Below are 24,930 nucleotides of genomic sequence, written 5' to 3' on the forward strand. Positions count from 1 at the left end.
CCCTACCGAACATACCTCTTAAACAAACGTTTATTTAAAAATAAAAAGAGCCCTTTTACAGGCTCCTTCATCATCGACTTAAATAGTCCGAAATTGTTTGAAATACTATGATATACATATTATGAATATTTTGATCGGAAACAGTATCATTATATAACCCCATACCCCAATACTGTCCTTCAGGGCTTCCCATGTTTACAAACCCTTGCGTATACATCATCGCTCTATCTCTTGGCGCATTGTCATAATCTAAATCTTTTTCAGTAAAAATCAAATATGGTCTATCCTTTAAACCGATAAAAAATACTGGTTTCTTTAATGATAAAAATAAGTCCGTATACTGTTCCTTTGATGCTTCTTGAAAATATTCTTTCATGACGAGAAAACCATCAACCTTTGCTGATTTCTCCTGCATCTCCTCTAACTTAACGTTTTCAAACTTTATATTTCTAAACGTATCTTTCGGCTTTTCACCAACAACTCCAATTACGAGTGCTCTCCCGTTGTATTCTAATTTCTCTCCTTCTTTATCCTTTGCACACCCAGTACTCACTAGGCATAACAATATAAAAACTAAGAAATAAAATGAACGCTTCATATAGCACCCTCCCCCTCTTTTAAGTCAAGTGACAAAAATGTAAGGTGAATTCAAGAAAATGTAAGTAAAATCGATAGCCCAATTGGATTTTCTATATTATAATCAATTGAATTTATTTACATTACTAAAACATAGGAGATTATCATGAAGAAATTTAAACTTTCATCTCTTCTTCCGTTAAGTTATATACTTCTACTCGTACTCGTAAGTCCCCTTTACGATGTATTAAATAAATCTACTGTTCACGCAGTAGATGTCACAACTGTAGTAGATGATTGGATTCCATTTGTGAAAGCATTTATTATTCCTTACTTACTTTGGTTTCCATACTTATACGGTGCACTTATTTATTACTGTTTTGCTGATCGAAAGCAATATTATGTCACTTTAAGTAGTGTAATTCTTGGAAAACTTGCTTGTTTTTCGATTTACTTTTTTTGGCAGACAACTGTACCACGCCCAACCGTCGTTGGAACAGATGTATTTTCCGAACTAGTCCGCTATATTTATAGTATTGATCAACCAGTAAACTGTTTCCCAAGCATTCATGTCCTTACGACATTTGTAATTATGTTAGCTGCCTTTAAGCGTAGAGAACAGCATACTTTGGAATATTACATCCTTACTTTCTTCGGTACGCTTATTATTTTATCAACATTATTTACGAAGCAGCATGCATTTGTAGACGCCATTTCTGGAATGACGCTTGCAAGCGTACTTTACTTCGGCGTTCAGTTGTTATTAGCAAAAGAAACCGTACGTGTTCCAGTAAAACAAAATCAAAAAATGTAAAAAGCAGACTGTGGCTTCAGTCTGCTTTTCTCTATATTAAGGAGATTTTCAAATTAAGATTGTGGTACAGTCATGTCACCAGAATGAATACGACCTGCTTTTTTAAGAGCAATGTAAAGTATATAAGAAACAGCTACTGGAATGATGATATAAGTGATTACCATCGCTGGGACAACTTCCCACCCTTGGCTGGAAATTAAATTAATTGGTGCGATAAGAGAGCTTAATCCAAGACCTGCAATTTCTTTTCCTGCTTCCAGTTGGAAAATTAGTGCCGATACTGGGCCAACTATTGCACTGGCGACGACAGTTGGGACGAGAATCATTGGATTTTTAGTAATGTTCGGTAACTGCACTTTTGGAGTACAAAGTGCCTGGGCTAATATGCCACCTAAATTATTTTCTTTCGCTGAAATAACAGAGAATCCGATAAATTGAGCAACACATCCTGCAAGTGCTGCACCGCCTGCAACACCATCTAAGCTAAGCGCTATCGCTAACGCAGCTGATGAAGCTGGAGAGATAAGTAACAATCCCCAAACTACAGCAATCACGATAGAAGCGATAAACGGGCTACCAGCTGAACTATCTTTAATGAATGCTCCAACTGTATTTAAAACTGGGCTAATATTTTGAGCTAACCAAATACCGACTAAACCAGAACCTAATATTGCTGCAAATGGAACGAGCATCATATCTAAAGCAGTTTTTCCACTTAATCGTTTACCAATATAAACTGCTAAAGTCGCTGTTAATAATGCACCGATTGGTTCACCTGTTTTAATGATAAGACCAGCTTCAGTAATTGAAATTGAACCAGCTCCAATTGCTCCAGCTACCATCGCTGAGAAAATTACGAGTCCGTTTGCACCAAGCATAAAAGCAATTCCGGCTCCAATTGCTGGTGCCATAAGTGATTTTGCAACAACTCCGATTGTAATAAGTAATGGGATATCAACAATTCTTCCTATATTTTCGATCAGTAAACCAATTCCAAGGGATACGAAAATACCCTGTGCGATTCCGGCAGAAGCTTTAAACACACGAGACATTATATATTCCTTCATTTGTTTCACCTTCTCCTATAATTTAGTAACCAATTGTTTTCATATAATCGCGTAAAACATCGTTTGATTTTGCAAAGCGACTTTCTTCATCTTCTGATAAGTTTAGTTCTACCACTTCTCTTACACCGTCTCTAGTAATAATTGCTGGTACTCCTGTACAAATATCGTATTCGCCATATTCACCATCTAAAATGGCTGAAACAGCGATAACACGGTGATCATCATTGAAAATTGAGCGAGCAATATAAGCTAAAGAATTTCCGATTCCGTAATAAGTAGTTCCTTTACGCTTATAAATTTCCCATCCAGCTTTTGCAGTCTTCTCAACAATTTCATCTAAATCTATTTCACCAAATTGGTCTTTTTTCTCTTCTAAAATTTGTAAAATCGGCTTTCCACCAACAGTTACGTGAGACCAAGCAACCATTTGAGAATCACCATGTTCTCCTAATGAATACCCATGAATACTACGAGGGTCTACATGTAACATTTCAGATAAAATTGTTCTTAAGCGAGAAGAATCTAGTGATGTACCTGTACCAATCACACGATTTCTAGGTAATCCAGATAGCTTCCACACTTGATATGTAATAATGTCAACTGGGTTCGATGCGAGTAAGAAAATGCCATCAAATCCACTTTCCATTACGCCACCAACAACACCCTCCATAATCTTAGCGCTGGCTCCTAAAGTGTCTAAACGACTTTGTCCAGGCTTCGGCGCTGGTCCTGCTGTAATAATGACAATGTCCATATCTTTGCAGTCTTCATAACTTCCTGCATATACTTTTGTTCTTGTATTTGTAAAGTTAATGCAGTGCGATAAGTCCATCGCTTCTCCAACTGCACGTTCATGATTTATATCAATTAACAATAGCTCTTCGCAAATCCCTTGGTTTACAATGGAATACGCACAGCTTGATCCAACTAATCCAGTACCGATAATTGCAATTTTTCTTGTGTTTCTATTCATAGCAATCTCTCCTAATTGATTATGTAGTCTATTTCTTTCGTTCTTTACACCCCTAATTATAGAGGTTCTCACGATAGAAACCATGGATACTTTGTGAAATATTGAGCAAAGTTTTTGTCCTTTTTGTGAATTGTTATATTTAATTTTCGTCATATTTGTTACAACTGAAAAAATATTTATTATGTATTTATTGACATATACCAAACAAAAAAACGAGCGAATCCATTCGCTCGTTTTTTTCATCACACTATTCCGCACTTAATTGACTTTTCAATTGCTGTACAATCATTGGATTAGCAGGCGCTGCCGGTTTGTAATAACTCTTTTGCTTTGCATATTCATACATATTACGTTGACGCATCTCATCTTGATTACGAATTTGAATTAACGTTTGATGTAACTGTTCATTATCAGACTGAGAAATATAATTTGCATAACTTGTTAAACTTGAGTTTAACCCTGCTAAATAATCATTTACCATATCTTTTTCATTCATTTCTCTTTTCCCCCTATCCTAAAAAAGTCATTAACTGCTGTTTCGTATTTCGTGCATCTTGCGCATCCTTTTGTAGCATTTGTTTCAACTCTGGATCTGTACAAGCCTGTGCATACTGGTCCAATTTGTTAATAATCGTCGCATGTCCACCAATTAAATGACGTAAATTTTCTACTTCAAGCTCTGTTAAGTTTTGCATAGAATACTCCTACCTTTCTTTGTTCATTCACGATTTAGTATTTATTTCTTTTAGGATTATATGCACTAAAAAAACCTTAGAATCGCTTCTAAGGTTTCCTCTTATTCATACTCAAGCTGCAACACCTATAATTAACGAAAGAATTAAGAACACAACTACCACTTGTAATTTTGCCTCCAGCAAACCGCAGCCTACTATACAAAAAGCATGATCAGTAACAAATTCACGTTTTTTTGCTTCCTATTCAACCCCTCATTACATGTAATCCTTGAATAAACGTTTCCAATAATACATGTAAACTTTTATCTAAATCTAGTGGCAAACCAAATCCACCTTGCTGTTCAATCGACGCAAATCCATGACAAATACTTCTGAATCCACGTGTCGCATGAAGTGCATTCTCTCCCTCTAAGCCATACTGTTGTAAAACCTGAAGACAAAGCTTTACAATTCCGTCACCTGCTTTTCTTACTTCTTCCTCTCGTAAAAAAGTTGCTTCATATAATCCAGGATGTTTGCGTACGAATGCGACATACGCTTCTCCTAAAGCATGAATTGCTTCGTCCATACATTTACCCTCAGCAGCTTCTTCCAGTCTGTTATGCAGCTGTTTTATTCCGTACATACCAAGATTTTTCCGTACATCTTGTAAACCGTTCACATGATTGTATAGCGAGGGTGAACGTACCCCTAATCTTTTCGCTAATGAAGCTAACGTTACTTCTTGTATTCCATTTGTATCTGCAATTTCTGCCGCTGTTTCTACAATTTTCTGTAATGTAAGTCCGATTCTCGGTGACATAAATTATCCCTCTTTCCTACCTTCTATATTCCGCTTAGCTTCCTTAATAGCAAGTTTTATGACAGTGCCCGGATTCTTTATCATTTTCCCATGTCCTGCCGCAAGCAAGGAAGGCTCATATTCACTTAACTTCTCTGCACTTTGTAATGATATTTCTTTGCTCCACGTTGCCATCGCAGGAAACGGAAACCAAAATTTCATTTGTCCCGAAACAGCCATACCTCCTCTTGTTTGGAATGCATCCCCGACAATAAGAGCTTTATTTCGTACATCAAGAAATGACATGGAGCCTGGCGTATGTCCCGGTGTCATAATCGCAAGAAGGGATCCAACTCGGTCGCCATCTTCCAATAAAACATCAGGTACCGTTTTTACTTTTTTAGGTACACCGCCTTTTATCGGTATATTCGGTTCATCCTTTTGTAACGTCGTATCTCCTTCTAACAGCTTTGCGTCCCGCTTAGAAATATAGACTGGAACATTAGGAAGTACTTCCTTTAACGCGTCTAATGCACCGATGTGATCATCATGCGCATGTGTTAATACAATCTTAGTAATTGGCTTCCCTATTTTCTCAGCCGCCTGTAAAATACCTTTTGTACTATATGGCAAAGCCGCATCAATTAAAGTTAAACCATCTTCTTCCTCCACAAAGTAACAATTCACAGGAAACACTCTTGGCAAAAATGACAATTGATATACCGTTTTTTCATGCATCATTCTCATATTTCCATCTCCCTTTTCACGAAAACTAATACCATTAGTTTTATTATACTAATGGTATTAGTTTTGTGTCACTAAAAATTTCATTTTTACAAAAAAAAAAGAAAAGTAGCCGTTTATACGACTACTTTTCTTTACAGCTATTAAACTGTGTAACGCTCATCTTCTAAAATTTTCGCAGCGATTTCACGTTTCTTCGGAATTACGTTAAGTGGTGTGTGGCGAGTTAATTTACGTAATGACGATAACATCATGCGCAGCATGTCGCCATTTTCAACTGCGATAAGTGTTTCTTTCGCATCTGCTTCGATTTCGTTGAATGCTTCTTGGCAGAATACTTCAGTGTATAACACTTTTTGTTTATTCTTTTCAAGACCAGTTGTTTTAATTGCTTTTTCTGTACGAAGAAGAGCTGATTCCATTGCGTAAAGATTGCTTACGATGTCAGCGATATTCACAAGAATTTCTTGCTCTTTATCTAATGCTTTACCGTATTTTTGAGCTGCTAATCCAGCTACCATTAAACCGATTTTCTTCGCGTTCTTTACTAAATATTTTTGAAGTGCTAATGGCTCATCGCCTACTTCTTCTGGCATCATCATCATTAACTCTTCTTGTAATTTTTGTGCTTTTTGTAGTAATGGTAATTCACCTTTCATCGCTTTACGTAAGAACGTACCTGGTACGATTAGGCGGTTAATTTCGTTCGTTCCTTCGAAAATACGGTTAATACGAGAATCGCGGTACATTCTTTCAATCTCGTACTCTGCCATAAATCCGTAACCACCGTGAATTTGAACACCTTCATCTACTGTATAATCTAACACTTCAGAACCGAATACTTTATTTAAAGAGCACTCGATTGCATATTCAGCGATAGAAGCTGCTACTGCTTTACCGTCTTTTACTTCTTCTTCAGATAATGTGCTCATGCGGCTTTCGAATAAACCTACTGTACGATATACAGAGCTTTCAGCTGCATATGTTTTCGCTGCCATATTCGCAAGTTTCTCTTGAATTAATGGGAAGCGAGCGATTGGTTGTTTGAATTGTTGACGTTGATTTGCATATTGTGCTGAAATTTCTACTGCACGTTTCGCAGATCCAACTGTACCAACACCTAATTTATAACGACCGATATTTAAAATGTTGAACGCAATAATATGGCCTTTACCGATTTCACCAAGTAGGTTTTCTTTCGGTACTAACGCATCTTCTAAAATTAACGTACGAGTTGAAGAACATTTAATACCCATTTTCTTCTCTTCAGGGCTTGTAGATACACCAGCGTAGTCTTTCTCTACGATAAATGCTGAGAAGTGCTCACCGTCTATTTTTGCGTATACGATAAATACGTCAGCGAATGCAGAGTTTGTAATCCATTGTTTTTCACCATTTAATACGTAATGCGTACCTTCTGCATTTAAACGTGCAGTTGTTTTTGCACCTAATGCGTCAGATCCTGAACCTGGCTCAGTTAATGCGTATGCAGCTAATTTTTCACCAGTTGCAAGTAGTGGTAAATATTTTTTCTTTTGCTCTTCGTTACCGAATAATACGATTGGTAAAGATCCGATACCAACGTGAGCACCGTGAGTGATTGCAAAACCACCAGCGCGCGAGAATTTCTCTGCGATTAACGCTGAGCTTACTTTATCAAGACCAATTCCGCCGTACTCTTCTGGTACGTCAGCGCCTAGTAAACCAAGTTCACCAGCTTCTTTTAAAAGACGCACAGAACGATCAAATTCGTGTTGCTCTAAATATTCAAGCTCCGGAAGAACTTCATTTACGATAAAGTCCTCTGTCGTTTTTGCAATCATTTTATGCTCAGATGAAAAATCTTCTGGCGTAAACACTTGATCAATCGTAATCTCCTCTACTAAAAAGCTACCGCCTTTAACCGCATTTCCTACTGTTTTTTCCATAAAAATTTCCTCCTTCATATTTTCATAAGCCGCTTCTCTCATTTTGAAAGAAGCTGGCTCTCATTTTTTTTATAAACCTTTGTTGCTTCCATTCTTTGCTTTAGCGCCCTCTTGTTCTGAGCGAGCCGCTTCCACTTTTTTTTATAGTAATTCAAACACTCCCGCTGCTCCCATTCCACCGCCGATACACATTGTTACGATACCGAATTGTTGGTTGCGACGTTTCATTTCGTGAATAAGAGATAGTGTTAGTTTCGCTCCTGTACAGCCAAGTGGATGTCCAAGTGCGATTGCACCGCCGTTTACGTTTACTTTTTCTTCATCTAGACCAAGTTCACGAATAACTTGGATAGATTGAGAAGCGAATGCTTCATTTAGTTCAAATAGACCGATATCAGATAGCTCTAAACCAGCTAATTTTAACGCTTTCGGAATTGCAGCAATTGGGCCGATTCCCATTACTTCTGGTGGTACTCCAGCTACTGCGAATGAACGGAATTTTGCAAGTGGCTTCATGCCATCGCTCACTGCTTTTTCACGATCCATTAATAGTACAGATGCTGCACCGTCACTCATTTGTGAAGAGTTACCAGCCGTTACAGAACCGCGAACATTAAATGCTGGACGTAATTTACCTAAAATGTCTAGCGTCGTCTCTGCTCTTACACCTTCGTCTTGTGCGAAAATGATTGTTTCTTCTTGCAGTTTGTTGTTTGATCCAACCGAGCGTAACGTCACATCTACAGATACTGTTTCATCCGCAAAGTTCCCTGCAGCTAATGCTTTCGCAGCACGTTGATGACTTCTTACTGCAAATGCATCTTGTTCTTCACGAGAAATTCCATATTTCACAGCAACTTGCTCTGCTGTATGCCCCATACCCATATAATATTCTGGTGCTGCTTCTACAAGGCGACTATTCGGACGAACAACGTGTCCCATCATTGGAACTAAACTCATTGATTCCGCTCCGCCTGATAATACAGCTTCAGAGTGACCAAGCATAATGCGCTCTGCTCCGTAAGCGATACTTTGTAAACCTGAAGAACAGTAACGGTTAATTGTAATAGCTGGAACATCGTAAGAAAGTCCTGCTAGCCCGCCGATATTACGAGCCATATTTAAACCTTGCTCTGCTTCTGGCATCGCACAACCGAAAATTAAATCATCGATTGGTCCTTCATAATTCGCACGCTTTAACGTTTCTTTTACTACTAACGCCCCTAGATCGTCAGGACGAACTGTTTTTAATGAACCCCTCTTTGCTTTTCCAATTGGTGTTCTTGCTCCCGCAACAATGACAGCTTCTCTCATGAACGATATCTCCCCTCGTTATTAGTTACGTAATGGTTTTCCTTTTACAAGCATGTGCTGCATTCTTGCTTGTGATTTCATCTCACTTACTAAGCTAATAAATGCTTCACGTTCTACATCTAATAAATACTGCTCATCAACTTCTGTTCCGTACGGCACTTTTCCGCCCGCAATGACATATGCCAGTTTCTTCGCAATGTGCAGATCATGTTCAGAAATGTAACCTGATAAATGCATTGCCTCTGCACCAAGTACAAGCGCTGCATATCCTGTCTCACCAACAACTGGTATCTTTTTGCGGATAGGTGCTTTATAACCTGCTTCATATAAAGAAAGTGCTTTTTGTTTCGCATCATATAGTAAGTGATCACCATTCACACTAATACCGTCTTTATCGCCTAAGAAGTTGTTCGATACAGCTTCTTGTGCTGATGTAGAAACTTTCGCCATCGCTACAGATTCGAATACTTTATTCGCAACTTTTTGTAAGTCGAATTCTACACCGTTTGCCATTTTGTTTAAGTGTTTAATGTATAACTCTTTGTTACCGCCTCCGCCAGGGATTAATCCAACACCTACTTCTACTAAGCCCATATATGTTTCGCTAGAAGCTTGAATGCTCGCTGCTGGTAAACAAACTTCTGTACCACCGCCAAGCGTCATACCATATGGCGCCGCTACAACTGGCTTAGAAGAGTACTTAATTTTCGTCATTGCATCTTGGAAGTTTTTCACAACCCACTCAATTTCAAAGTAGTTGTCGTCTTGTGCTTCCATTAAGATCATTGCAAGGTTCGCACCAACGCAGAAGTTCTTCGATTGGTTTCCGATAACAAGACCTTTATAATTTTTCTCTACTTCATCAACAGCGTAGTTAATCATTTGCGTAATATCCATACCGATTGCATTGCTCTTCGAATGGAATTCTAAGCAAAGGATACCATCGCCTAAATCAATTAAGCTCGCTCCGCTATTTTTCTTTAACACACCGTTTTTCTCTTTTAACTGCTTAAGAGAAATTGCTTTTTTGTTACGTTCGATTAGCTTATATTCACCATTGTCGTAATAGTAGCTATCGCCGTTATCATGTTTATAGAAAGTAGTGAAACCTTTCTCTACCATTTCTTTCACCCAAGTAGGAACAACTGCGCCGTTTTCTTCCATCTTTTGAACAGACTTTTCAACGCCGATTGCATCCCAAATTTCGAATGGTCCTTGCTCCCATCCGAAGCCCCATTTCATCGCTTGGTCAATTGCAACGATATCGTCAGCAATTTCTTTATGAAGTTTTGCAGAGTATAAAAGAGTTGGTGTGATAATATTCCATAACAACTCTCCTGCGCGATCTTTCGCGTATACAAGCGCTTTCAATTTATTCGCTAATCCTTTTTCTTGCTTACTTAACTCTACGGATGCAGCTTTTAATTTTTTGCGCGCTTCGTATTCCATCGTTTCAGGGTTTAATTCTAAAATTTCTTTTCCTTGTTTTAAGAAGAAGCCTTGACCTGTTTTGCTTCCAAGCCATTTTTTATCAAGCATGTCATGCATGAAAGCAGGTACTTTAAATACATCACGCTCTTCTTCTTGTACATTTTCATATACGTTATTTGCAACGTGTACAAATGTATCTAAACCAACAACATCTAATGTACGGAACGTTGCGCTCTTCGGACGACCAATTAATGGACCTGTTACAGAGTCAACTTCTCCAATGCTATAGCCACGCTTAATCATTTCTTGAAGCGTCACAAGCAAGCCATACGTACCGATGCGGTTTCCAATAAAGTTTGGTGTGTCTTTTGCGATAACAACGCCTTTTCCAAGAACGTCTTCGCCAAATAGTTTCATGAAGCTTAATACTTGTGGATCAGTTTCTTTCGTCGGTATTACCTCTAGAAGTTTTAAATATCGTGGTGGGTTAAAAAAGTGTGTTCCTAAGAAGTGTTTCTGGAAGTCGTCTGAACGACCCTCTGCCATTTTTTCAACGGAAATGCCTGATGTATTTGAGCTCACAATTGAGCCTGGTTTACGAACAGCATCTATTTTTTCAAATAGTTTCTTCTTTATATCTAAGTTTTCAACTACTACTTCAATAATCCAATCTACATCAGCTAGACGCTCAAGATCATCTTCTAAGTTACCTGCTTCAATCAGTGCTAAATTTCCTTTCACTGTCAGAGGAGCTGGTTTTTGCTTTAATAGTTTTTGCACAGCCGTATTACTAAAACGATTTCTCACACTTTTATGTTCTAATGTAAGTCCCTTCGCTTCTTCTTCTTTCGTAAGCGCAGGTGGTACAATATCAAGCAATAATGTCGGAATACCAATATTAGCTAAGTGTGCCGCAATTCCTGAACCCATTACGCCTGAACCTAGAACAGCAGCCTTTTTAATTTGGAACATCCATTTCTCCCCCTATTCTTGAATGAATGCTCATTCAATTTTTCGACATAAGTCGCAATCAATGAGTGAGCCTCTACTAATAAATATATGATACAGTTTGAATTTTCGCAATATATTTATTGATAAAATTTTCTGAAATAAATATATTTCTTTCATTTGGCTATGCTATACATGTGTATTTTCTTCATTAAAATGCACTTTTCCTTTTTATAATCTGACGAAACTGGGGGAATATATATGGCAAAACTTAAGAAGAACCCTTCAAAAGCTGGAATTAGCGCAGCAAGCGTAACTGGAAATGCAGGCCCGCATAATCAAGGTGTTGAAAAAGGGCGTCAAGGTAATAACCAACAATATAAGAAGCATAATATGGGCGAAAAATAACGCTATATTTTTGGGCAGAGAACGTGGCATAATGATTAATGGCTGCTTTTTCTGCCCAATTTATTTGTACATATGGAAAACAAAAGAGGGAACGACGATGAAACGAACAATAATTATGATTGTAATGATTGCCACACTATTTACAGGGATGATTTTCTTCTCTTATGCACAAAGGCAACAAGTTGTAAGAGCAGATCAGCCTAACATTACTGGGCAATACGGGATTACAATCGATGCAGACACAGGTGAAATTTTGTATGGAAAACGGGAAGATGAACGCTCTTATCCGGCTAGTATAGGGAAAATGATGACTACCTTACTCTTACTAGAAAATGTGAAAGAAGATGAAGAAATTACGGTTACAGAGAATGCGATTAAAACGGAAAGTCAAAGTAAGAAGATTAAGCTTCGCGCGGGTGAAAAGTTAAAACGTGATGAGGCATTAAAACTTATGCTTATTATTAGTGCAGACCCAATCGCTGAGTCAATTGCAGAACATATCGCAGGATCAAAAAATGAGTTTGTGAAAATGATGAACGCTAGGGCGAAGGAACTTGGGACAAAACATGCGACTTTCAAAAACGCAAGCGGTGCTGATGCACTTGGAAATAAAGTATCACCATATGACATTGCTATTATTACGAAAGAAGCCTTGAAGTATCCGATCGTTTTAGAATATATGAATTCAATACATACAACACTACATACTTCAGAGCGTTCTCCGAAAATCGCAAACTATGGACGGGAAGAACTATATGATGATCCATATGCGATTGGAAGTAAAAGCGGTTTATCAGCACTCGGAAAATACACAGTCGTAACAGTTGATGAAAAAGACGGTAAACGCGTCATTAACGTCGTGTTATCTTCTACTCGTACGCAGCTATATCCTGATACGAAGAAAATGGCGCACTACGCATTTCAGCAATTAAAATAACCAAGGAGTATTTTCTCCTTGGTTATTTTTTGATCATACCTTTTAATACGAACGCAACGTTTGCTGGACGTTCTGCTAGACGGCGCATGAAATAGCCATACCAGTCGTTTCCATAAGGCACGTAAACGCGCATTTTGTAACCTTCTTTTACTAGCTCAAGTTGACGCTCTGTACGAATACCAAATAACATTTGGAATTCAAATTGATCCCTTGGAATGTTGTGTTCTTCCGCAAGTTTTTTCGTATATTCAATAATCGCTTCGTCATGCGAAGCAATTGCAGTGTAATTTCCATTTAATAAGTGCATTTTAATAATTTTTTTATAATTGTCATCTACATCTTTCTTTTCCGGGAACGCTACTTCTTCAGGTTCTTTATAGGCCCCTTTTACAAGACGTAAATTAGGATTATAAGCGTTTAAATCTTCAATATCTTTTTCTGTACGATATAAATAAGCTTGAATAACAGTACCAATATTATCGTATTCAGATTTTAATTGTTTAAAGATATCAATTGTTTTTCCGCAGCGCGTATAGTCTTCCATATCAATTGTAATAAACACACCGTTTTCTTTTGCAGCTTCTAAAATACGGCGCATATTGTTCATTACGATTTCGTCGGAGATATCTAATCCCATAGAAGTCATCTTTAAAGAAAGCTGTGAATTAAGACCTTCTCTTCCAATTGCACGAATCGCTTCAATCGATTCGCTGGCCATTTCATTTGCTTCCGCTTCGTTATCAACGAATTCACCTAAATAATCGATTGTTACACAAAGACCTTGCTTATTTAATGCTTTAATTGCAGCTGTCGCTAATTCAATCGTTTCCCCTGCGACGAAGCGACCTGCACCAAAGCGTAAACCGTACTTTTTAGCCAGTTTTGTTAGCGCTTTATTTTTAGATAAGAAAAGAAACGAATTTCGCATTAATTGTTCCATGTAATTCACCCCTACGACTATAATTTATCTGTTTTTTACCCCTCTTCAAAATTATATCATTGTTTAAAATTATTTGATACAAATAATTATTTAGATAATTTATAAAATACTATCAAAACATTTAAAACCCTATATTCTCGTTTATAAATATGAAGAAAATATTTTTCGACATTCAGAAAAAACGGGTTTACTAGGGAAAAAATGAGCATGCCGAAAATATTCGACATGCTCACAAAACCATTTATATTTCATGTAAATTATATAAGGATATTAATAACAAAAACTTGAGGTAACATTATCTCAAGCCTTCTTACTTCTCATTTCGCTTCTCATCATTCAGCTTTTTAATATTCGTAATTAACTGTACCATCTCTTCTTTTGCATCTGGATACGTCTCATTCCAATGTTTCACTAAAGCTGGCATCGTCTTAGCCATATAAGAATAAAGTGCCCATTTCTGTACCTGCTCTTTTCGCTCTTCGTTGCTCTCTCCAAGTAATAGTTCCGTGTATTTCTCTAGCAAGCCGTCAAACTGCTCATTAAACTTTTCACTCATCTTATTTTCCTCCTATATGAAAAAAGCAGCGAAGATCGCTGCTTTTTCTTATAATTTTGATCGAACAGAGTTTAATTTCTTCTCCATCGTACTTACTTTATCACGGCGATCATCGATACGAATTGTTGTCGCAACGCGCTGTGCACCTTTCGCGTATGGAACTTCATGCATTTGTTGAATGACTTCTAAAATGACAGGAAGATCTCCTTCAATTACTGTATTCATCGGTGTTAATTGATACTTCACGCGATCAGCATTTTTCTCTAGTACCTTTTGTACTTCTGCTACATATTCACTAACACTTGGATTACCTGTTCCTACTGGAATAATCGATACATCAACAATTGCCATAATAATCTTCCTCCTATTACTGCTTCTTATATATCCATTGTCTATTTTACCGAAATTCTCATCATTTTACTAATACGTTACTCTTCTACTTTAAACTGCTCAACCAATCTTTCTAAGTCCTGCATATTCTCTGTCAAACTTTCCATCGTATGAGCTACTTTTTCTAAATGATTCACTTGTGACTCAGTTGCTGCATTTACCTCTTCAGAAACAGCTGCACTCTCTTGACTCGTGCTAGCAATTGTTTGCATAACTTCTGTAATTTCTTCTTGCTCGTGACCTATGTTATTTACCTCTTCTACAATTTTTTCAACTGAGGTACTAATAGTATTTACAACTGACATAATTGTGCGGAATTCTGTCTCCGCCTCTGTCGTAACTTTATTTTGTATATCCGCAATGTCTTTCAATTTACTTACAACTTCTACAACTCGTTTTACTTCTAACTGCACATCGCTAATCATTATTGTAATCTCACCCGTTGCCTCTTTTGATTGTTCAGCTAATTTCCGAACCTCTTCAGCAACAACAGCAAAGCCCTTACCTTGCTCACCTGCACGTGCTGCTTCAATTGAAGCGTTTAAAGCCAGTAAATTCGTTTGATCCGAAAGACCTTTTATAAGTTCTACCACATTTTGAATCGATCCAACCCTTTGCTCTAACTTACCGGACGCTTCTTCCGTATGAACAACGATAGAAGATGATTGTTCTCTTGTACGAACTAAATTACGCATCATATTTAATCCTTGCTTAGATGCCTCTTCAGCTTTGCCAGCCACTCCTTTTATTTCACCAACGGAGTTATTCATTTGTTCCACTGACTGCGCCATATTCTCGAGCTGTTCTGAAACTTCATCTACACTATTAGCAAGAGTGGACGCTCCTCCGCTCACATCATCCATTGCACCTGATACTTCTCTACTAGCTGCTACAGTTTCATTCGTTAAATAATGCAGATTGTGAGTCGATTTCTGTACTGTCGATACACTATTTTTAATTTTACTTACCATTTCATTCATTTGCTCAACCATATCATTAAAGTGAGTCGTAAGCATACCAACCTCATCTTTACTTGTCACCTTCATTTGTAGTGTTAAATCACCTTCCGCTACTTTTTGAACGTGATTTGTTAATAGTTGTAATGGTCTTGCTAATCTTCTTGAGAATAAATATGATGCTACTATTCCAACTAATAAACTAATACACGCCATTATAATAACTGTATTTCTCGTACTACTTAACAATCCATCAATCGTTTGTTTCGGATAAAAGATTCCTATCTTCCATTTCATCGCATCAAATGACTGACTATAAACAACTACATCTTCACCTTTTAATGTAGTGACAGCATATTTTGTTACCTCTTTATTTAAACTCTTCATAAGTGGCTCTTTAGAAACATCTTTCCCTACTTTTTCTGGATAAACAAGAGCCATATTTTTATCATTTATAATAAACATTTCTCCGTCATTATTGTATTGAATATTGTGAAGCAATTTCTGAATTGTTCCGAGCGATACATCCATCGCAACAACGCCTAATACAGATCCATCTTGAGCTGTAATTGCTTTAGAAACCCCTACACTTAACTTTCCTGTCGCAATTTCATAAGAAGGTTGTCCCCAATGAACCCTTTTCACATCAGCCTCTGAATCTTTATACCACGTTCTTGTCGTTGGATCATATCCTTCTGGCACTTGCCCACCTTCAGCAAGATTGGCACTTAATGTTTTTTTATCTTTCGTACCAATATATAAATCTAAAATACCGGGATGATTCTTTTTATACTCTGCAAACTCTTTCGTTAAAAACGCTTCCTCTTCTGGAGTAACCCCATCTTGAATCATATTACGAATCATCTCACTGTTCGCGTAATACCCCATATCTTCATCAGTTCTTTGAACAAATGTCGTAAGTTGCTCTGTCACAAGGTCCATCGTATTTTGAGAATACTGGTCTAAGGAACGCACTTCCTTTTCTTTCTGTAATTGATACATAGCTGTACCTAATATTACGAACATCATAGAAATAAGTACCGAAAATACTACTGCAATTTTTAAACGTAAACTTCTCAACATATTCCCTCAAGCATCCCCTTCTCGGTAAAATTTAATCGTATTAATCACTATATTAAGTATAATAGATAAATCAGAAAGCTCAATCCATATAGTTTAAAAAATTGAAATTTATTCTCATTTCAATCAACTTACTTGTTATCTCAACACTTGTGTAAAAACAAATAGTTCATTATCCTTAACATATAATCTCATTCGTTCGGAGGGAACTATGCTACAAAAATTCGGTTTCTCACAATATGAAAGCCAAGCTTATGAAGTTGTCGTATCAAGCAATGACCCATTAGATGCAACAACTATCGTTAAACATTCAGGTGTTCCAAAAGCAAAAATATACGAAGTGTTAGCACGACTCATTGATAAAGGGATGGTAATGGATTCTGTTTCTGAAAAGAAAAAATTGTATACAGCATTACCACTCAAGCTAGCAATTGAAAAGTTAACGACAGAATTCCAATCTAATATTAAAGAACTTGAAAATAATATTTCTAAAAAATCATTTACAGATGACCGCGTTTGGAGTTTAAAAATGCAGTCTTCTATTAAAGTACAAAGTAGGCAACTTGTAGAAGATGCGAAAGAATCCATACGCATCTCCGCATGGAACGATACCCTTTTAGAATATCTTCCTTTACTAGAACAAAAAGCAAAACAAGGCGTCCAAGTCGAGTCCCTCATAGTTGGAAAAGTGGAAACTGACTTAGAAAACATGCATTTTTTAATCCCAGCTCAAGAACCTAACGCATTAGAGCGTTATTTACTACTCATCGTTGACGATAGTGAAATTTTATTTGCTGGTGTAGAGCAAGAATCATGGCAAGCGATGAAAACAATGTCACAACCTTTCGTGAAGTTCTTTACGGAGTTCTTCTATCATGACGTTGCACTTGCGAAGATTACAGAGAAGCACCATGATCTCTTTATGCAGGATGAGGAAATTAAGGAATTGTTGATGAAGTTGAGGTATTAACAATTCCCAAAATCGATTCTACCATTTGAATAGATAATATAATTTTTCATACAAAAAAAGCTGTACCAAACGGAGTTTTACATACTCATTTGGTACAGCTCTTTTTTACGCTTTCGCTAATTTAATTTTATGTAGTTGGTTTTTCGGATGGTTTTGATTTGTAAATACAGAACGTTCATTTTACGATTTTTTTTGCTCCTTTATCTCCATCAAAAGCTCAATAATCTTCTCATTTTGCTCTACTTGTTTCTCAGAATTCTGATAGATGAAACGAATCCATCTAAATACAAAAATAATAAGAAATAATGGGACTAAAGAAATTAGAAAACCAATAATTGAAAAATTAGACTCCATATACTATCACCTCGCTATATACTCCCTTCTCCATTTCTCTACTAACCCCTGCAATTTTTCACACAAAAAAGAACCTATCAAATGATAGATTCTTCTTTCGTAAGCTGATTCGAACGTCCTCTCGTAATAGAGAAAATCGCACAAAGCAGTGCCAATATAATGAAAACGCCGCCTACCCAAGCGTTATATATAACAGATGATTTCTCAATAACCACTCCGCCCACTGTTGAGCCAAGTGCAATTCCTAAATGAAGTGCAGAGTTATTTAAACCTTGCTGAATACCAGCTGATTCTGGCGCAATTTCAATTAAATAGTTTTGCTGTGCTGGCGAAATTGCCCAGCTCAGCATACTCCAAAGCCCCATCATAATAATGAAAAGCGGGAATGAGAATGTCATCATCGGCAACATAAAGATTGCACATGCAAATACGATAATGATGGAAATAATACTTTTCTTCGATCCCCATTTATCAGCAAGCCAGCCTCCAAGGCCACCTCCAAGTACCGCTGCAATTCCGAAAATGAAGTAAAACACACTAATCCAATTTGCTTCAACATGCATCACATCTTTTAAAAACGGTGTTAAATATGCGTATAGCGTTAAATGACCTGTTAAAAATAAAAATGATGTTAACTGTGCGCTTACAATTTTTTTATCCTTTAACGTAGCAATTTGTTCTCTTATTGATAATACCGATGTCGCTGGTACTTTCGTTAAGAACAACGAAATACAAGCAATCGCCATAACCGTTAATATTGAAATTAATACAAATGGTGCACGCCATCCATATGCATTTCCGAGCACAAGACCTAGCGGTACTCCAAGTACGAGTGATCCACTAATACCCATGAAAATGATTCCAATTGCACGCGCACGGAAATGCGGCTCTACTACACTAGAAGCAAGTGTTACCGATAGTGCAATAATAAGCGATCCACTCGCTGCACAAATTACTCTCGAGAACATTAACATCTCGTAATTCACACTAAATGCCGAAATGATATTTCCAATTAAGAAAATTGATAATGCCACAACATACAATTTCTTTCTTTCAAACTTGCCTGTTAATGCTAATAAAACTGGCCCCGATAGAGCGAATACTACTGAAAATATTGTAATAAGCTGACCAGCTGCACTAATCGACACACCTAAATCATTAGCAACTAAATCAAGCGTTCCTCCTATAATTAGCTCAACCGTTCCGACTACGAAAGCCGCAATAGCTAAAATATATACACGAAAATTCAAGCCTTTCCCCACACTTTCTCTTTTGGTTACTACCATTATAGTAACCAAAAGAGAAAGTGGACGCAAGTACAAATTTTTTTACAGCAAAAAAGCAGGCGTATAATACGCCTGCCCTTCAATCATTAAACTCCAGTTTCTTTCTTCTTATTTAAGTACCAATATACCGGAAGTCCAGTAAATACAATTCCAATTGATAAGAAGCAGCTTACCGGATCGTTAATAATCGCACTTCCAAGTACAAACAATGATCCTAAAATCGCGACGATTGGTACGATTGGGAATAACGGTACACTGTATGCACGCTCTTTATTCTTGTTACGTTTTCTTAAAATGAAGACACCTATAAATGTCATTACATAGAAAATATAAATAATGAATACGGAAATCTCGGATAGCTTATTCGGATCACTAATAATCATTAAAATAATTCCTAATATGATTTCAACAGTAATCGCATTTGCTGGTGTTTTAAATCTCGAATTTTCTTTTGCAATAAACTTAGAAAACGGAAGGTGTCCACGCTCTGCCATCGACATCGGAATACGTGGGAATGTTAAAATCTTTCCATTTAAACAACCGAAAATAGAAATGATAATACCAATACTAATAATTTTCCCGCCATATTCTCCAAGTAACATTCCCGCAGCTGTCGCCGTTGCGTTTTCTCCAAGGGCTACAATTTTCGCTGCTGGTAATACATTTAATAACGCTAAGTTAATTAATACGTAAGCAGCTGTTACAATTAAAATCCCAACTGTCATTGCCTTCGGTAATAACTTTGTTGGATTCTTCATTTCTCCGCCAATAGAAGCAAGCAAAATCCAGCCATCATAGGCAAATAAAGTTGCTAAAATTGCCATCCCGATACTTTGATTTTCTGATATCGGTACAACTACGTTGAAGATATCACTATTCCCTTTCCAAAACCCTAGCACAACAATTAATATAATTGGAATCATCTTCCCAACTGTCGTAACCGTTTGGACGATGCCCCCATATTTTGTTCCCAAACTATTTATAACGCCTAGGAACACAACTGTTCCAATTGCGATTGGTAAATTCCAGACTTTATCTAAATAGAAAAAATTCATCATTAAAGAACTAAAATACAAACCTAACGTTCCAATAATAGCTGGTCCATAAACAATTGTTTGCATCCAGCCAGATAAATACCCCCAAAAACTTCCGTAAATCTCCTCTAAATACGTATACAACCCACCATTTTTCGGAATTTGCGCTCCAATTTCGGCTACTGTTAAACCACTTGCTAACGTCAACAGACCACCAATTACCCAAGCAAGAATAGCCATATTAGAACTCCCTGAGTAATCTAATACGCTCCCTGGTTTCATAAACACACCAGACCCAATAATAGTGCCTACTACGATAGAAAGTGCTACTGTTAAACCAATTTTGTTTTTCTCATCATGATGCATGCTGCGTATCCTCCTTCCAATTCTAGTGTGATGCAAAAATGAAATAAAAAAACACTCCTCCCTAAAAAAGGGACGAGTGTTGTATTCGTGGTTCCACCCTTGTTTCAATTAGTAAAGTGACACACTTCACCAATTTCTCAAGTCTAAATAACGGTTTTTGCCGGCATGCAATTACTAGATATACGTTCACTGCTGCAGTTCAGAGGTGGTAATCGATTTTCCCGTATTAGGAAGCTCACAGCCAAAGGCCTCCCTCTCTGATAATCGTAAAAAACTGATCATATCCTCATCATCACTTCTTGATGTCGAATTTTGTAGTTGTTTCCCATTATATTGAATTGTTAGAAAAAATCAATATATTTTTTATATAACATAAGAAACATTTCTCTTCTTATATTATAACAGAAGTTACCATTTTTCTCTATTTCCCTAAAAATGGTATAATCAATGTAGAAGGTGTACTAATAATGATTGCTATTTTTTGTATCAACGCTACGGTTCTTTCTTTTATATTCGCTATCATGTATCGATATAATTATCCTGGTTATAGCATTTTAGCGGTAGCTATTATACCAGCTGCTTCCTTCTACGTATTAGGTAAATACCGATATACTGAAGTGTTTATCGGTTTTGCAATCTTCTACTGCATCTTTGGATACATACTAACAATGAAAAGAATTTCAATGAATCATTAAAAGGGACCGATTTCTGCTTACAGAAATCGGTCCTCGCATTTGTCGTATGTACCTTTCGGTTGCCCGCACGAAAGATACTACATAGTTCAATTATTTATCATCTTTTTTCATAAAAAATTTATGATTTGGAAGATCCACATTTAAATCTGCTAATTGTTTCTTTTCCTTTTCTAGAATCGCTTTCGCTTTTTCTTTTGTCACCTCATCTAAGTTTGCAAAGATGTCTTCATGCTTCCCTTTCTCTGGAAGATTCACACCTAGTTTTGTCAATTCTTCTTTCGCTTGCTCGCGAGTTAATTTCCCGGACTTTTCTTGCTCAAAAATAGACTTCGCTTTTTCTTTTGTCGCCTCATCTAGATTCACGAACATATCACCGTGCTTCCCTTTCTCTGGGAATTTCACACCTAGTTCTTTCAACTTCGCTTTCGCTTGCTCACGAGTTAGTGTTCCAGACTTTTCTTGCTTCAAAATTACTTCCGCTTTTTCTTTTGTCGCCCCATCTAAATCCGCGAACATGTCACCGTGCTTCCCTTTCTCTGGAAGCGTTACGCCTAACTCTTTCAATTTCTCTTTCACTTGCTCATGCGTTAATGCTCCGGACTTTTCTTGCTCAAAAATGGACTTCGCTTTTTCTTTTGTCGCCTCATCTAAATTCGCGAATATATCTTTGTGCTTACCTTTCTCTGGGAATTTCACGCCTAGCTTTGTTAATTCCTCATTTGCTTGTTCGCGAGTTAATTTCCCGGATTTTTCTTGCTCTAGAATCGACTTCGCTTTTTCTTTTGTCGCCTCATCTAAGTCCGCAAGCATGTCTTTGCGTTTCTCCTTCTCTGGAAGTTTCACACCTAGTTCCTCTAACTGTTTCTTTGTATCATCCATAATCGTTTTTACTTTTTGTTTTGTTGCTTCATCTAAATTCTTCTTTGCAGTTCCTTTTGTAACTTGCTCAGCTGCTGGAGTATTAGTTGCCGCAAACGCTGGTATACCAGCTCCTCCTACAATTCCAAATGATAGAGCACCTGCAATTACTAAATACCCAACTGTTTTCTTCTTCATAGGAAATTTCCTCCTTCATAGTTCTAAAGCATGTACACTTTCGTATACAATGCCAATAGTAATGTTGGTTTCTTAAAATTTCCTTAACGATTTAAATAAAAAACACCGCTCATCACGAGCGGCGTTTTTCTAAGCTTTTTGTAATTGTAATTCTTCACGTTCTATTACTTTTCTTAATACAATTGTTTGTGTCATTGTAAATAAGTTACCTGTAATCCAATACAGCACCAGTCCTGATGGCGCCGCAAATCCCATAAATAGAATCATTGCAGGCATCATAATTTGCTGTATTTTCAGCATTTGAACTTGTTCTCCAGGCGTTACATTTGATTGGAACACCTTCATTTGAATAAATGTTGTTAACGCTGCGATAATCGGTAATATATGATATGGATCTGCATGTCCTAGGTTCACCCATAAAAATGAAGATGTACGAATCTCTTCAGTTCGGCTAATGGCATAATACAAAGCAGAGAAAATCGGCATTTGTATAAAGATTGGCCAGCACCCAGCTAACGGATTCCAACCGCCTGATTTCATTAGTTCTGACATTTCTTTTTGATACTGCTTTTGTTTTTCAAGATCTTTACCCACATCACCGTATTTCTGTTTCAGCTTCTGTAATTCAGGTTGCATTTTTTTCATTTTCGCTTGGCTACGATATTGCGAAACAGCTAATGGAATCATTGCTGAACGAATAACGAGCGTCATGATAATGATGGCAATCCCGAAGCTAGCTCCAGGTATATGATGAGCAACAAATTGAATCATAAATGAGATTGGATATACGAAATAATGGTTCCAAATTCCCGTACTATGTGAATCAATTGTACCTGCATTGCTGCAGCCAGATAAAACAAAAACAAGTAATAATGATAAACTAATGAGCCTAGCTCGGTATGATTTTAACATGTTCATTCCTCCAATGTTTCGTAATTAATTAGCGAAACATTGGTGTATACGGACCTACCTCGTCACTCTCTCCACTCGATTCTTGTCTGCGGACAGAACGAATCATTCCATATTTATAAAAAATAGAAAATAGCGGTACATTTCTTGTACCCTCTTCACACGTATCTACTAGTTTAAAAGCTCTCTGTCTACCGCTCGATGCTTGCTGACGCACAAAGCGAGAAACGTTAGCAAGAAAAAAGACTTCTAATACACAAAGCGCTGTCGTTACAAACGATATATATAGAATTGCATCCTGCAATAAAAATTCCATCGCTTCACATCCTTAATAAAGTCATTTTAGCATATTCAGCAAACATTCTCTATTTCCTTTTGTTCTCAAAAGTTTTTTTGCATATTTTCTCAAAAAATTATGCTAGAAAACCAATGTATTCGCTTTCTTTAGTATATTCACACGTATCTTTGAATAGGTTTAATTTGTTAGAAATTTATAAAATTTTTGCATTATAATAAAACTATTGCCAGTTTTTGAAAAAAGCTTTATTCTCTTCTTGTAATCAAAAATGAATATGGAGATGAAACATACTATGGGTCAACTAGGAGACGCCGATTACGTTCCCGACACCGCCTTTTTATCCTTCCCAGCAGCTAAAACATTTCATTTAGAATTTATCATACAGTTAGTTGTTATTTTTATAGCTTCTATTTTGTATGCAATTTCTATGAATATGTTTTTTATCCCGCATAATATGATTAGCGGTGGGTTCGCTGGTGTAGGGATGATTATCGGTTATTTAATGCACTACAATATCGGAGCACTTATCTTTTTACTAAACATTCCACTTCTTATTTTAAGTCACTTTTACTTAGGAAAGAAGACAACCTTTTTAACGGCATACTTTGTGGCTGTATCATCTTTAGCGATGAACATTATCCCAGTACACCAAGTTTCAGACGATATTTTACTGTCTTCTGTATTCGGTGGTGTCATCTGCGGTGCTGCCTCAGGAATCATATTCCGATTTGCTTCTTCAACAGGTGGTTTTGATGTTGTTGGATTGATTGTAGCGAAACATCGCGATGTTTCAATTGGAGCAATCATCTTTGGATTCAACTTAATCTTACTTGTTGCAGCAGGATTTATTTTCGGATGGGATATTACGCTTTATACGTTAATTAGTCGGTTTGTAGTCAGCAAAGTAATTGATGCCGTGCATACAAAACATATTAAATTAACGATAATGACAATTACAGAAAAAGGTGAGGAAATAAAAAGCTCACTATTACATCACGGCATACGTGGCGTAACAATGGTAGATGCTGTCGGCGGCTATACAAACCATAAGAAAAAAATGATTTACACTGTCGTAACTCGCTACGAGTTGGGCGAAATGAAACGTATTATCCGCCAAGTGGATAATAAAGCATTTATGAACATTACTGAAACAGTTGAAATTGTCGGCCGTTTCAAACGTATATAAAAAAACGCAAGGAACTACAATTCCTTGCGTTTTTTATTTTTTACACTTATTACAAAATCAGATAATTCTATTATTGTATCACTAAATATGTTATAATAAAACTAGACTTACAAAAAAGAGTATATAGACTTGGAAGTTTCTCTTATTTTTATAAGCAAAAAGAAACGAGCAGTCGGGTATATTTCAGACACCATACACGTAACGGTTTAAAAAAACCGATCATCTTAGTTATTCTTCA

The 24,930-nt window shown here is 36.9% G+C and carries 26 protein-coding genes and 1 other annotated feature; of the genes, 6 read left to right on the plus strand and 20 right to left on the minus strand.

The features are described 5' to 3' along the window. Nucleotides 1–70: 70 nt before the first annotated feature. A complete protein-coding gene (locus NSS97_RS25290; protein ID WP_044439217.1) occupies nt 71–598 on the minus strand; it encodes a hypothetical protein in 528 nt (175 codons plus the stop codon). 144 nt (nt 599–742) lie between these two features. Between NSS97_RS25290 and NSS97_RS25295 the strand changes: the two genes are divergently transcribed. Continuing rightward, the gene (locus tag NSS97_RS25295) at nt 743–1,390 is read left to right on the plus strand and encodes a phosphatase PAP2 family protein (protein WP_002192356.1); all 648 of its coding nucleotides are present in this window, start codon (nt 743–745) and stop codon (nt 1,388–1,390) included. A 53-nt stretch (nt 1,391–1,443) separates the two neighbouring features. Here the strand turns inward: NSS97_RS25295 and NSS97_RS25300 are convergent, their stop codons facing one another. The 9 genes from NSS97_RS25300 to NSS97_RS25340 form a co-directional block, all read right to left on the minus strand. Continuing rightward, nucleotides 1,444–2,457 carry a PTS transporter subunit IIC gene (locus NSS97_RS25300; protein WP_002089394.1) on the minus strand — a complete coding sequence of 338 codons (1,014 nt, stop codon included), beginning with the start codon at nt 2,455–2,457 and terminating at the stop codon, nt 1,444–1,446. Between the two features lie 22 nt (nt 2,458–2,479). Then, nucleotides 2,480–3,430, minus strand: coding sequence for an L-lactate dehydrogenase (locus tag NSS97_RS25305; protein ID WP_002034621.1), 951 nt, complete (start codon nt 3,428–3,430; stop codon nt 2,480–2,482). Nucleotides 3,431–3,677: 247 nt separating this feature from the next. Continuing rightward, nucleotides 3,678–3,926 (minus strand): spore coat protein, encoded by a 249-nt coding sequence (locus NSS97_RS25310; protein ID WP_002015950.1) that lies wholly within the window; start codon nt 3,924–3,926, stop codon nt 3,678–3,680. 13 nt (nt 3,927–3,939) lie between these two features. Continuing rightward, nucleotides 3,940–4,125: a hypothetical protein gene (locus tag NSS97_RS25315; protein ID WP_002112687.1), complete on the minus strand. Its 186-nt coding sequence runs from the start codon at nt 4,123–4,125 to the stop codon at nt 3,940–3,942. Between the two features lie 244 nt (nt 4,126–4,369). Next, nucleotides 4,370–4,927, minus strand: a complete 558-nt coding sequence (locus NSS97_RS25320) for a WHG domain-containing protein (protein ID WP_107887263.1) — start codon at nt 4,925–4,927, stop codon at nt 4,370–4,372. Between the two features lie 3 nt (nt 4,928–4,930). Next, nucleotides 4,931–5,653 carry an MBL fold metallo-hydrolase gene (locus NSS97_RS25325; protein WP_044439224.1) on the minus strand — a complete coding sequence of 241 codons (723 nt, stop codon included), beginning with the start codon at nt 5,651–5,653 and terminating at the stop codon, nt 4,931–4,933. Between the two features lie 140 nt (nt 5,654–5,793). Then, nucleotides 5,794–7,578, minus strand: a complete 1,785-nt coding sequence (locus tag NSS97_RS25330; RefSeq protein ID WP_002089410.1) for an acyl-CoA dehydrogenase family protein — start codon at nt 7,576–7,578, stop codon at nt 5,794–5,796. A gap of 141 nt (nt 7,579–7,719) precedes the next feature. Next, complete coding sequence (locus tag NSS97_RS25335) at nt 7,720–8,892, minus strand: acetyl-CoA C-acetyltransferase (RefSeq protein WP_001206332.1); 1,173 nt, start codon at nt 8,890–8,892, stop codon at nt 7,720–7,722. A gap of 21 nt (nt 8,893–8,913) precedes the next feature. Beyond that, a complete protein-coding gene (locus tag NSS97_RS25340) occupies nt 8,914–11,295 on the minus strand; it encodes a 3-hydroxyacyl-CoA dehydrogenase/enoyl-CoA hydratase family protein (RefSeq protein WP_044439228.1) in 2,382 nt (793 codons plus the stop codon). 237 nt (nt 11,296–11,532) lie between these two features. On the opposite strand from NSS97_RS25340, the gene NSS97_RS25345 reads away from it, so the two are divergent. Then, entirely contained in the window at nt 11,533–11,679 is a 147-nt protein-coding gene (locus NSS97_RS25345; RefSeq protein ID WP_001096346.1) for a YuzL family protein, read from the plus strand. A 97-nt stretch (nt 11,680–11,776) separates the two neighbouring features. Then, nucleotides 11,777–12,616, plus strand: coding sequence for a D-alanyl-D-alanine carboxypeptidase family protein (locus NSS97_RS25350; RefSeq protein ID WP_033713142.1), 840 nt, complete (start codon nt 11,777–11,779; stop codon nt 12,614–12,616). A 22-nt stretch (nt 12,617–12,638) separates the two neighbouring features. Here NSS97_RS25350 and NSS97_RS25355 read toward each other — a convergent pair whose 3' ends face one another. From NSS97_RS25355 to NSS97_RS25370, 4 genes are all read right to left on the minus strand, one after another. After that, nucleotides 12,639–13,556 (minus strand): proline dehydrogenase family protein, encoded by a 918-nt coding sequence (locus NSS97_RS25355; RefSeq protein ID WP_002015957.1) that lies wholly within the window; start codon nt 13,554–13,556, stop codon nt 12,639–12,641. Between the two features lie 310 nt (nt 13,557–13,866). Then, nucleotides 13,867–14,112 carry a YusU family protein gene (locus NSS97_RS25360; protein WP_001290599.1) on the minus strand — a complete coding sequence of 82 codons (246 nt, stop codon included), beginning with the start codon at nt 14,110–14,112 and terminating at the stop codon, nt 13,867–13,869. Nucleotides 14,113–14,160: 48 nt separating this feature from the next. After that, complete coding sequence (locus NSS97_RS25365; protein WP_088123675.1) at nt 14,161–14,463, minus strand: MTH1187 family thiamine-binding protein; 303 nt, start codon at nt 14,461–14,463, stop codon at nt 14,161–14,163. A 77-nt stretch (nt 14,464–14,540) separates the two neighbouring features. Continuing rightward, nucleotides 14,541–16,541, minus strand: a complete 2,001-nt coding sequence (locus NSS97_RS25370) for a methyl-accepting chemotaxis protein (protein WP_341114331.1) — start codon at nt 16,539–16,541, stop codon at nt 14,541–14,543. 208 nt (nt 16,542–16,749) lie between these two features. Between NSS97_RS25370 and NSS97_RS25375 the strand changes: the two genes are divergently transcribed. Then, on the plus strand, nt 16,750–17,508 hold the full coding sequence (locus tag NSS97_RS25375) for a TrmB family transcriptional regulator (RefSeq protein ID WP_002143655.1): 759 nt from the start codon (nt 16,750–16,752) through the stop codon (nt 17,506–17,508). A gap of 180 nt (nt 17,509–17,688) precedes the next feature. Here NSS97_RS25375 and NSS97_RS25380 read toward each other — a convergent pair whose 3' ends face one another. The 3 genes from NSS97_RS25380 to NSS97_RS25390 all read right to left on the minus strand — a co-directional run bounded on the left by NSS97_RS25380 (nt 17,689) and on the right by NSS97_RS25390 (nt 20,548). Next, nucleotides 17,689–17,862 carry a hypothetical protein gene (locus tag NSS97_RS25380; RefSeq protein ID WP_002034605.1) on the minus strand — a complete coding sequence of 58 codons (174 nt, stop codon included), beginning with the start codon at nt 17,860–17,862 and terminating at the stop codon, nt 17,689–17,691. Between the two features lie 77 nt (nt 17,863–17,939). Next, nucleotides 17,940–19,124 carry an MFS transporter gene (locus NSS97_RS25385; RefSeq protein ID WP_002129783.1) on the minus strand — a complete coding sequence of 395 codons (1,185 nt, stop codon included), beginning with the start codon at nt 19,122–19,124 and terminating at the stop codon, nt 17,940–17,942. A 110-nt stretch (nt 19,125–19,234) separates the two neighbouring features. Continuing rightward, the gene (locus NSS97_RS25390; protein ID WP_107887261.1) at nt 19,235–20,548 is read right to left on the minus strand and encodes an amino acid permease; all 1,314 of its coding nucleotides are present in this window, start codon (nt 20,546–20,548) and stop codon (nt 19,235–19,237) included. Between the two features lie 65 nt (nt 20,549–20,613). Next, nucleotides 20,614–20,850: a binding site (T-box leader), on the minus strand. Nucleotides 20,851–21,015: 165 nt separating this feature from the next. Between NSS97_RS25390 and NSS97_RS25395 the strand changes: the two genes are divergently transcribed. After that, nucleotides 21,016–21,243, plus strand: coding sequence for a hypothetical protein (locus NSS97_RS25395; protein WP_107887260.1), 228 nt, complete (start codon nt 21,016–21,018; stop codon nt 21,241–21,243). Nucleotides 21,244–21,333: 90 nt separating this feature from the next. Here the strand turns inward: NSS97_RS25395 and NSS97_RS25400 are convergent, their stop codons facing one another. The 3 genes from NSS97_RS25400 to NSS97_RS25410 all read right to left on the minus strand — a co-directional run bounded on the left by NSS97_RS25400 (nt 21,334) and on the right by NSS97_RS25410 (nt 23,524). Next, nucleotides 21,334–22,299 (minus strand): hypothetical protein, encoded by a 966-nt coding sequence (locus NSS97_RS25400; RefSeq protein WP_107887259.1) that lies wholly within the window; start codon nt 22,297–22,299, stop codon nt 21,334–21,336. 129 nt (nt 22,300–22,428) lie between these two features. Then, a complete protein-coding gene (locus tag NSS97_RS25405; RefSeq protein WP_044439240.1) occupies nt 22,429–23,211 on the minus strand; it encodes a membrane protein insertase YidC in 783 nt (260 codons plus the stop codon). Between the two features lie 28 nt (nt 23,212–23,239). Continuing rightward, nucleotides 23,240–23,524 carry a hypothetical protein gene (locus NSS97_RS25410; RefSeq protein WP_002015967.1) on the minus strand — a complete coding sequence of 95 codons (285 nt, stop codon included), beginning with the start codon at nt 23,522–23,524 and terminating at the stop codon, nt 23,240–23,242. Between the two features lie 274 nt (nt 23,525–23,798). Between NSS97_RS25410 and NSS97_RS25415 the strand changes: the two genes are divergently transcribed. Next, nucleotides 23,799–24,692: a YitT family protein gene (locus tag NSS97_RS25415; protein WP_000530031.1), complete on the plus strand. Its 894-nt coding sequence runs from the start codon at nt 23,799–23,801 to the stop codon at nt 24,690–24,692. Nucleotides 24,693–24,930 lie beyond the last annotated feature (238 nt).

This window comes from Bacillus sp. FSL R12-0074, from assembly GCF_038005725.1.
Classification (GTDB): Bacteria; Bacillota; Bacilli; order Bacillales; family Bacillaceae_G; genus Bacillus_A; species Bacillus_A mycoides.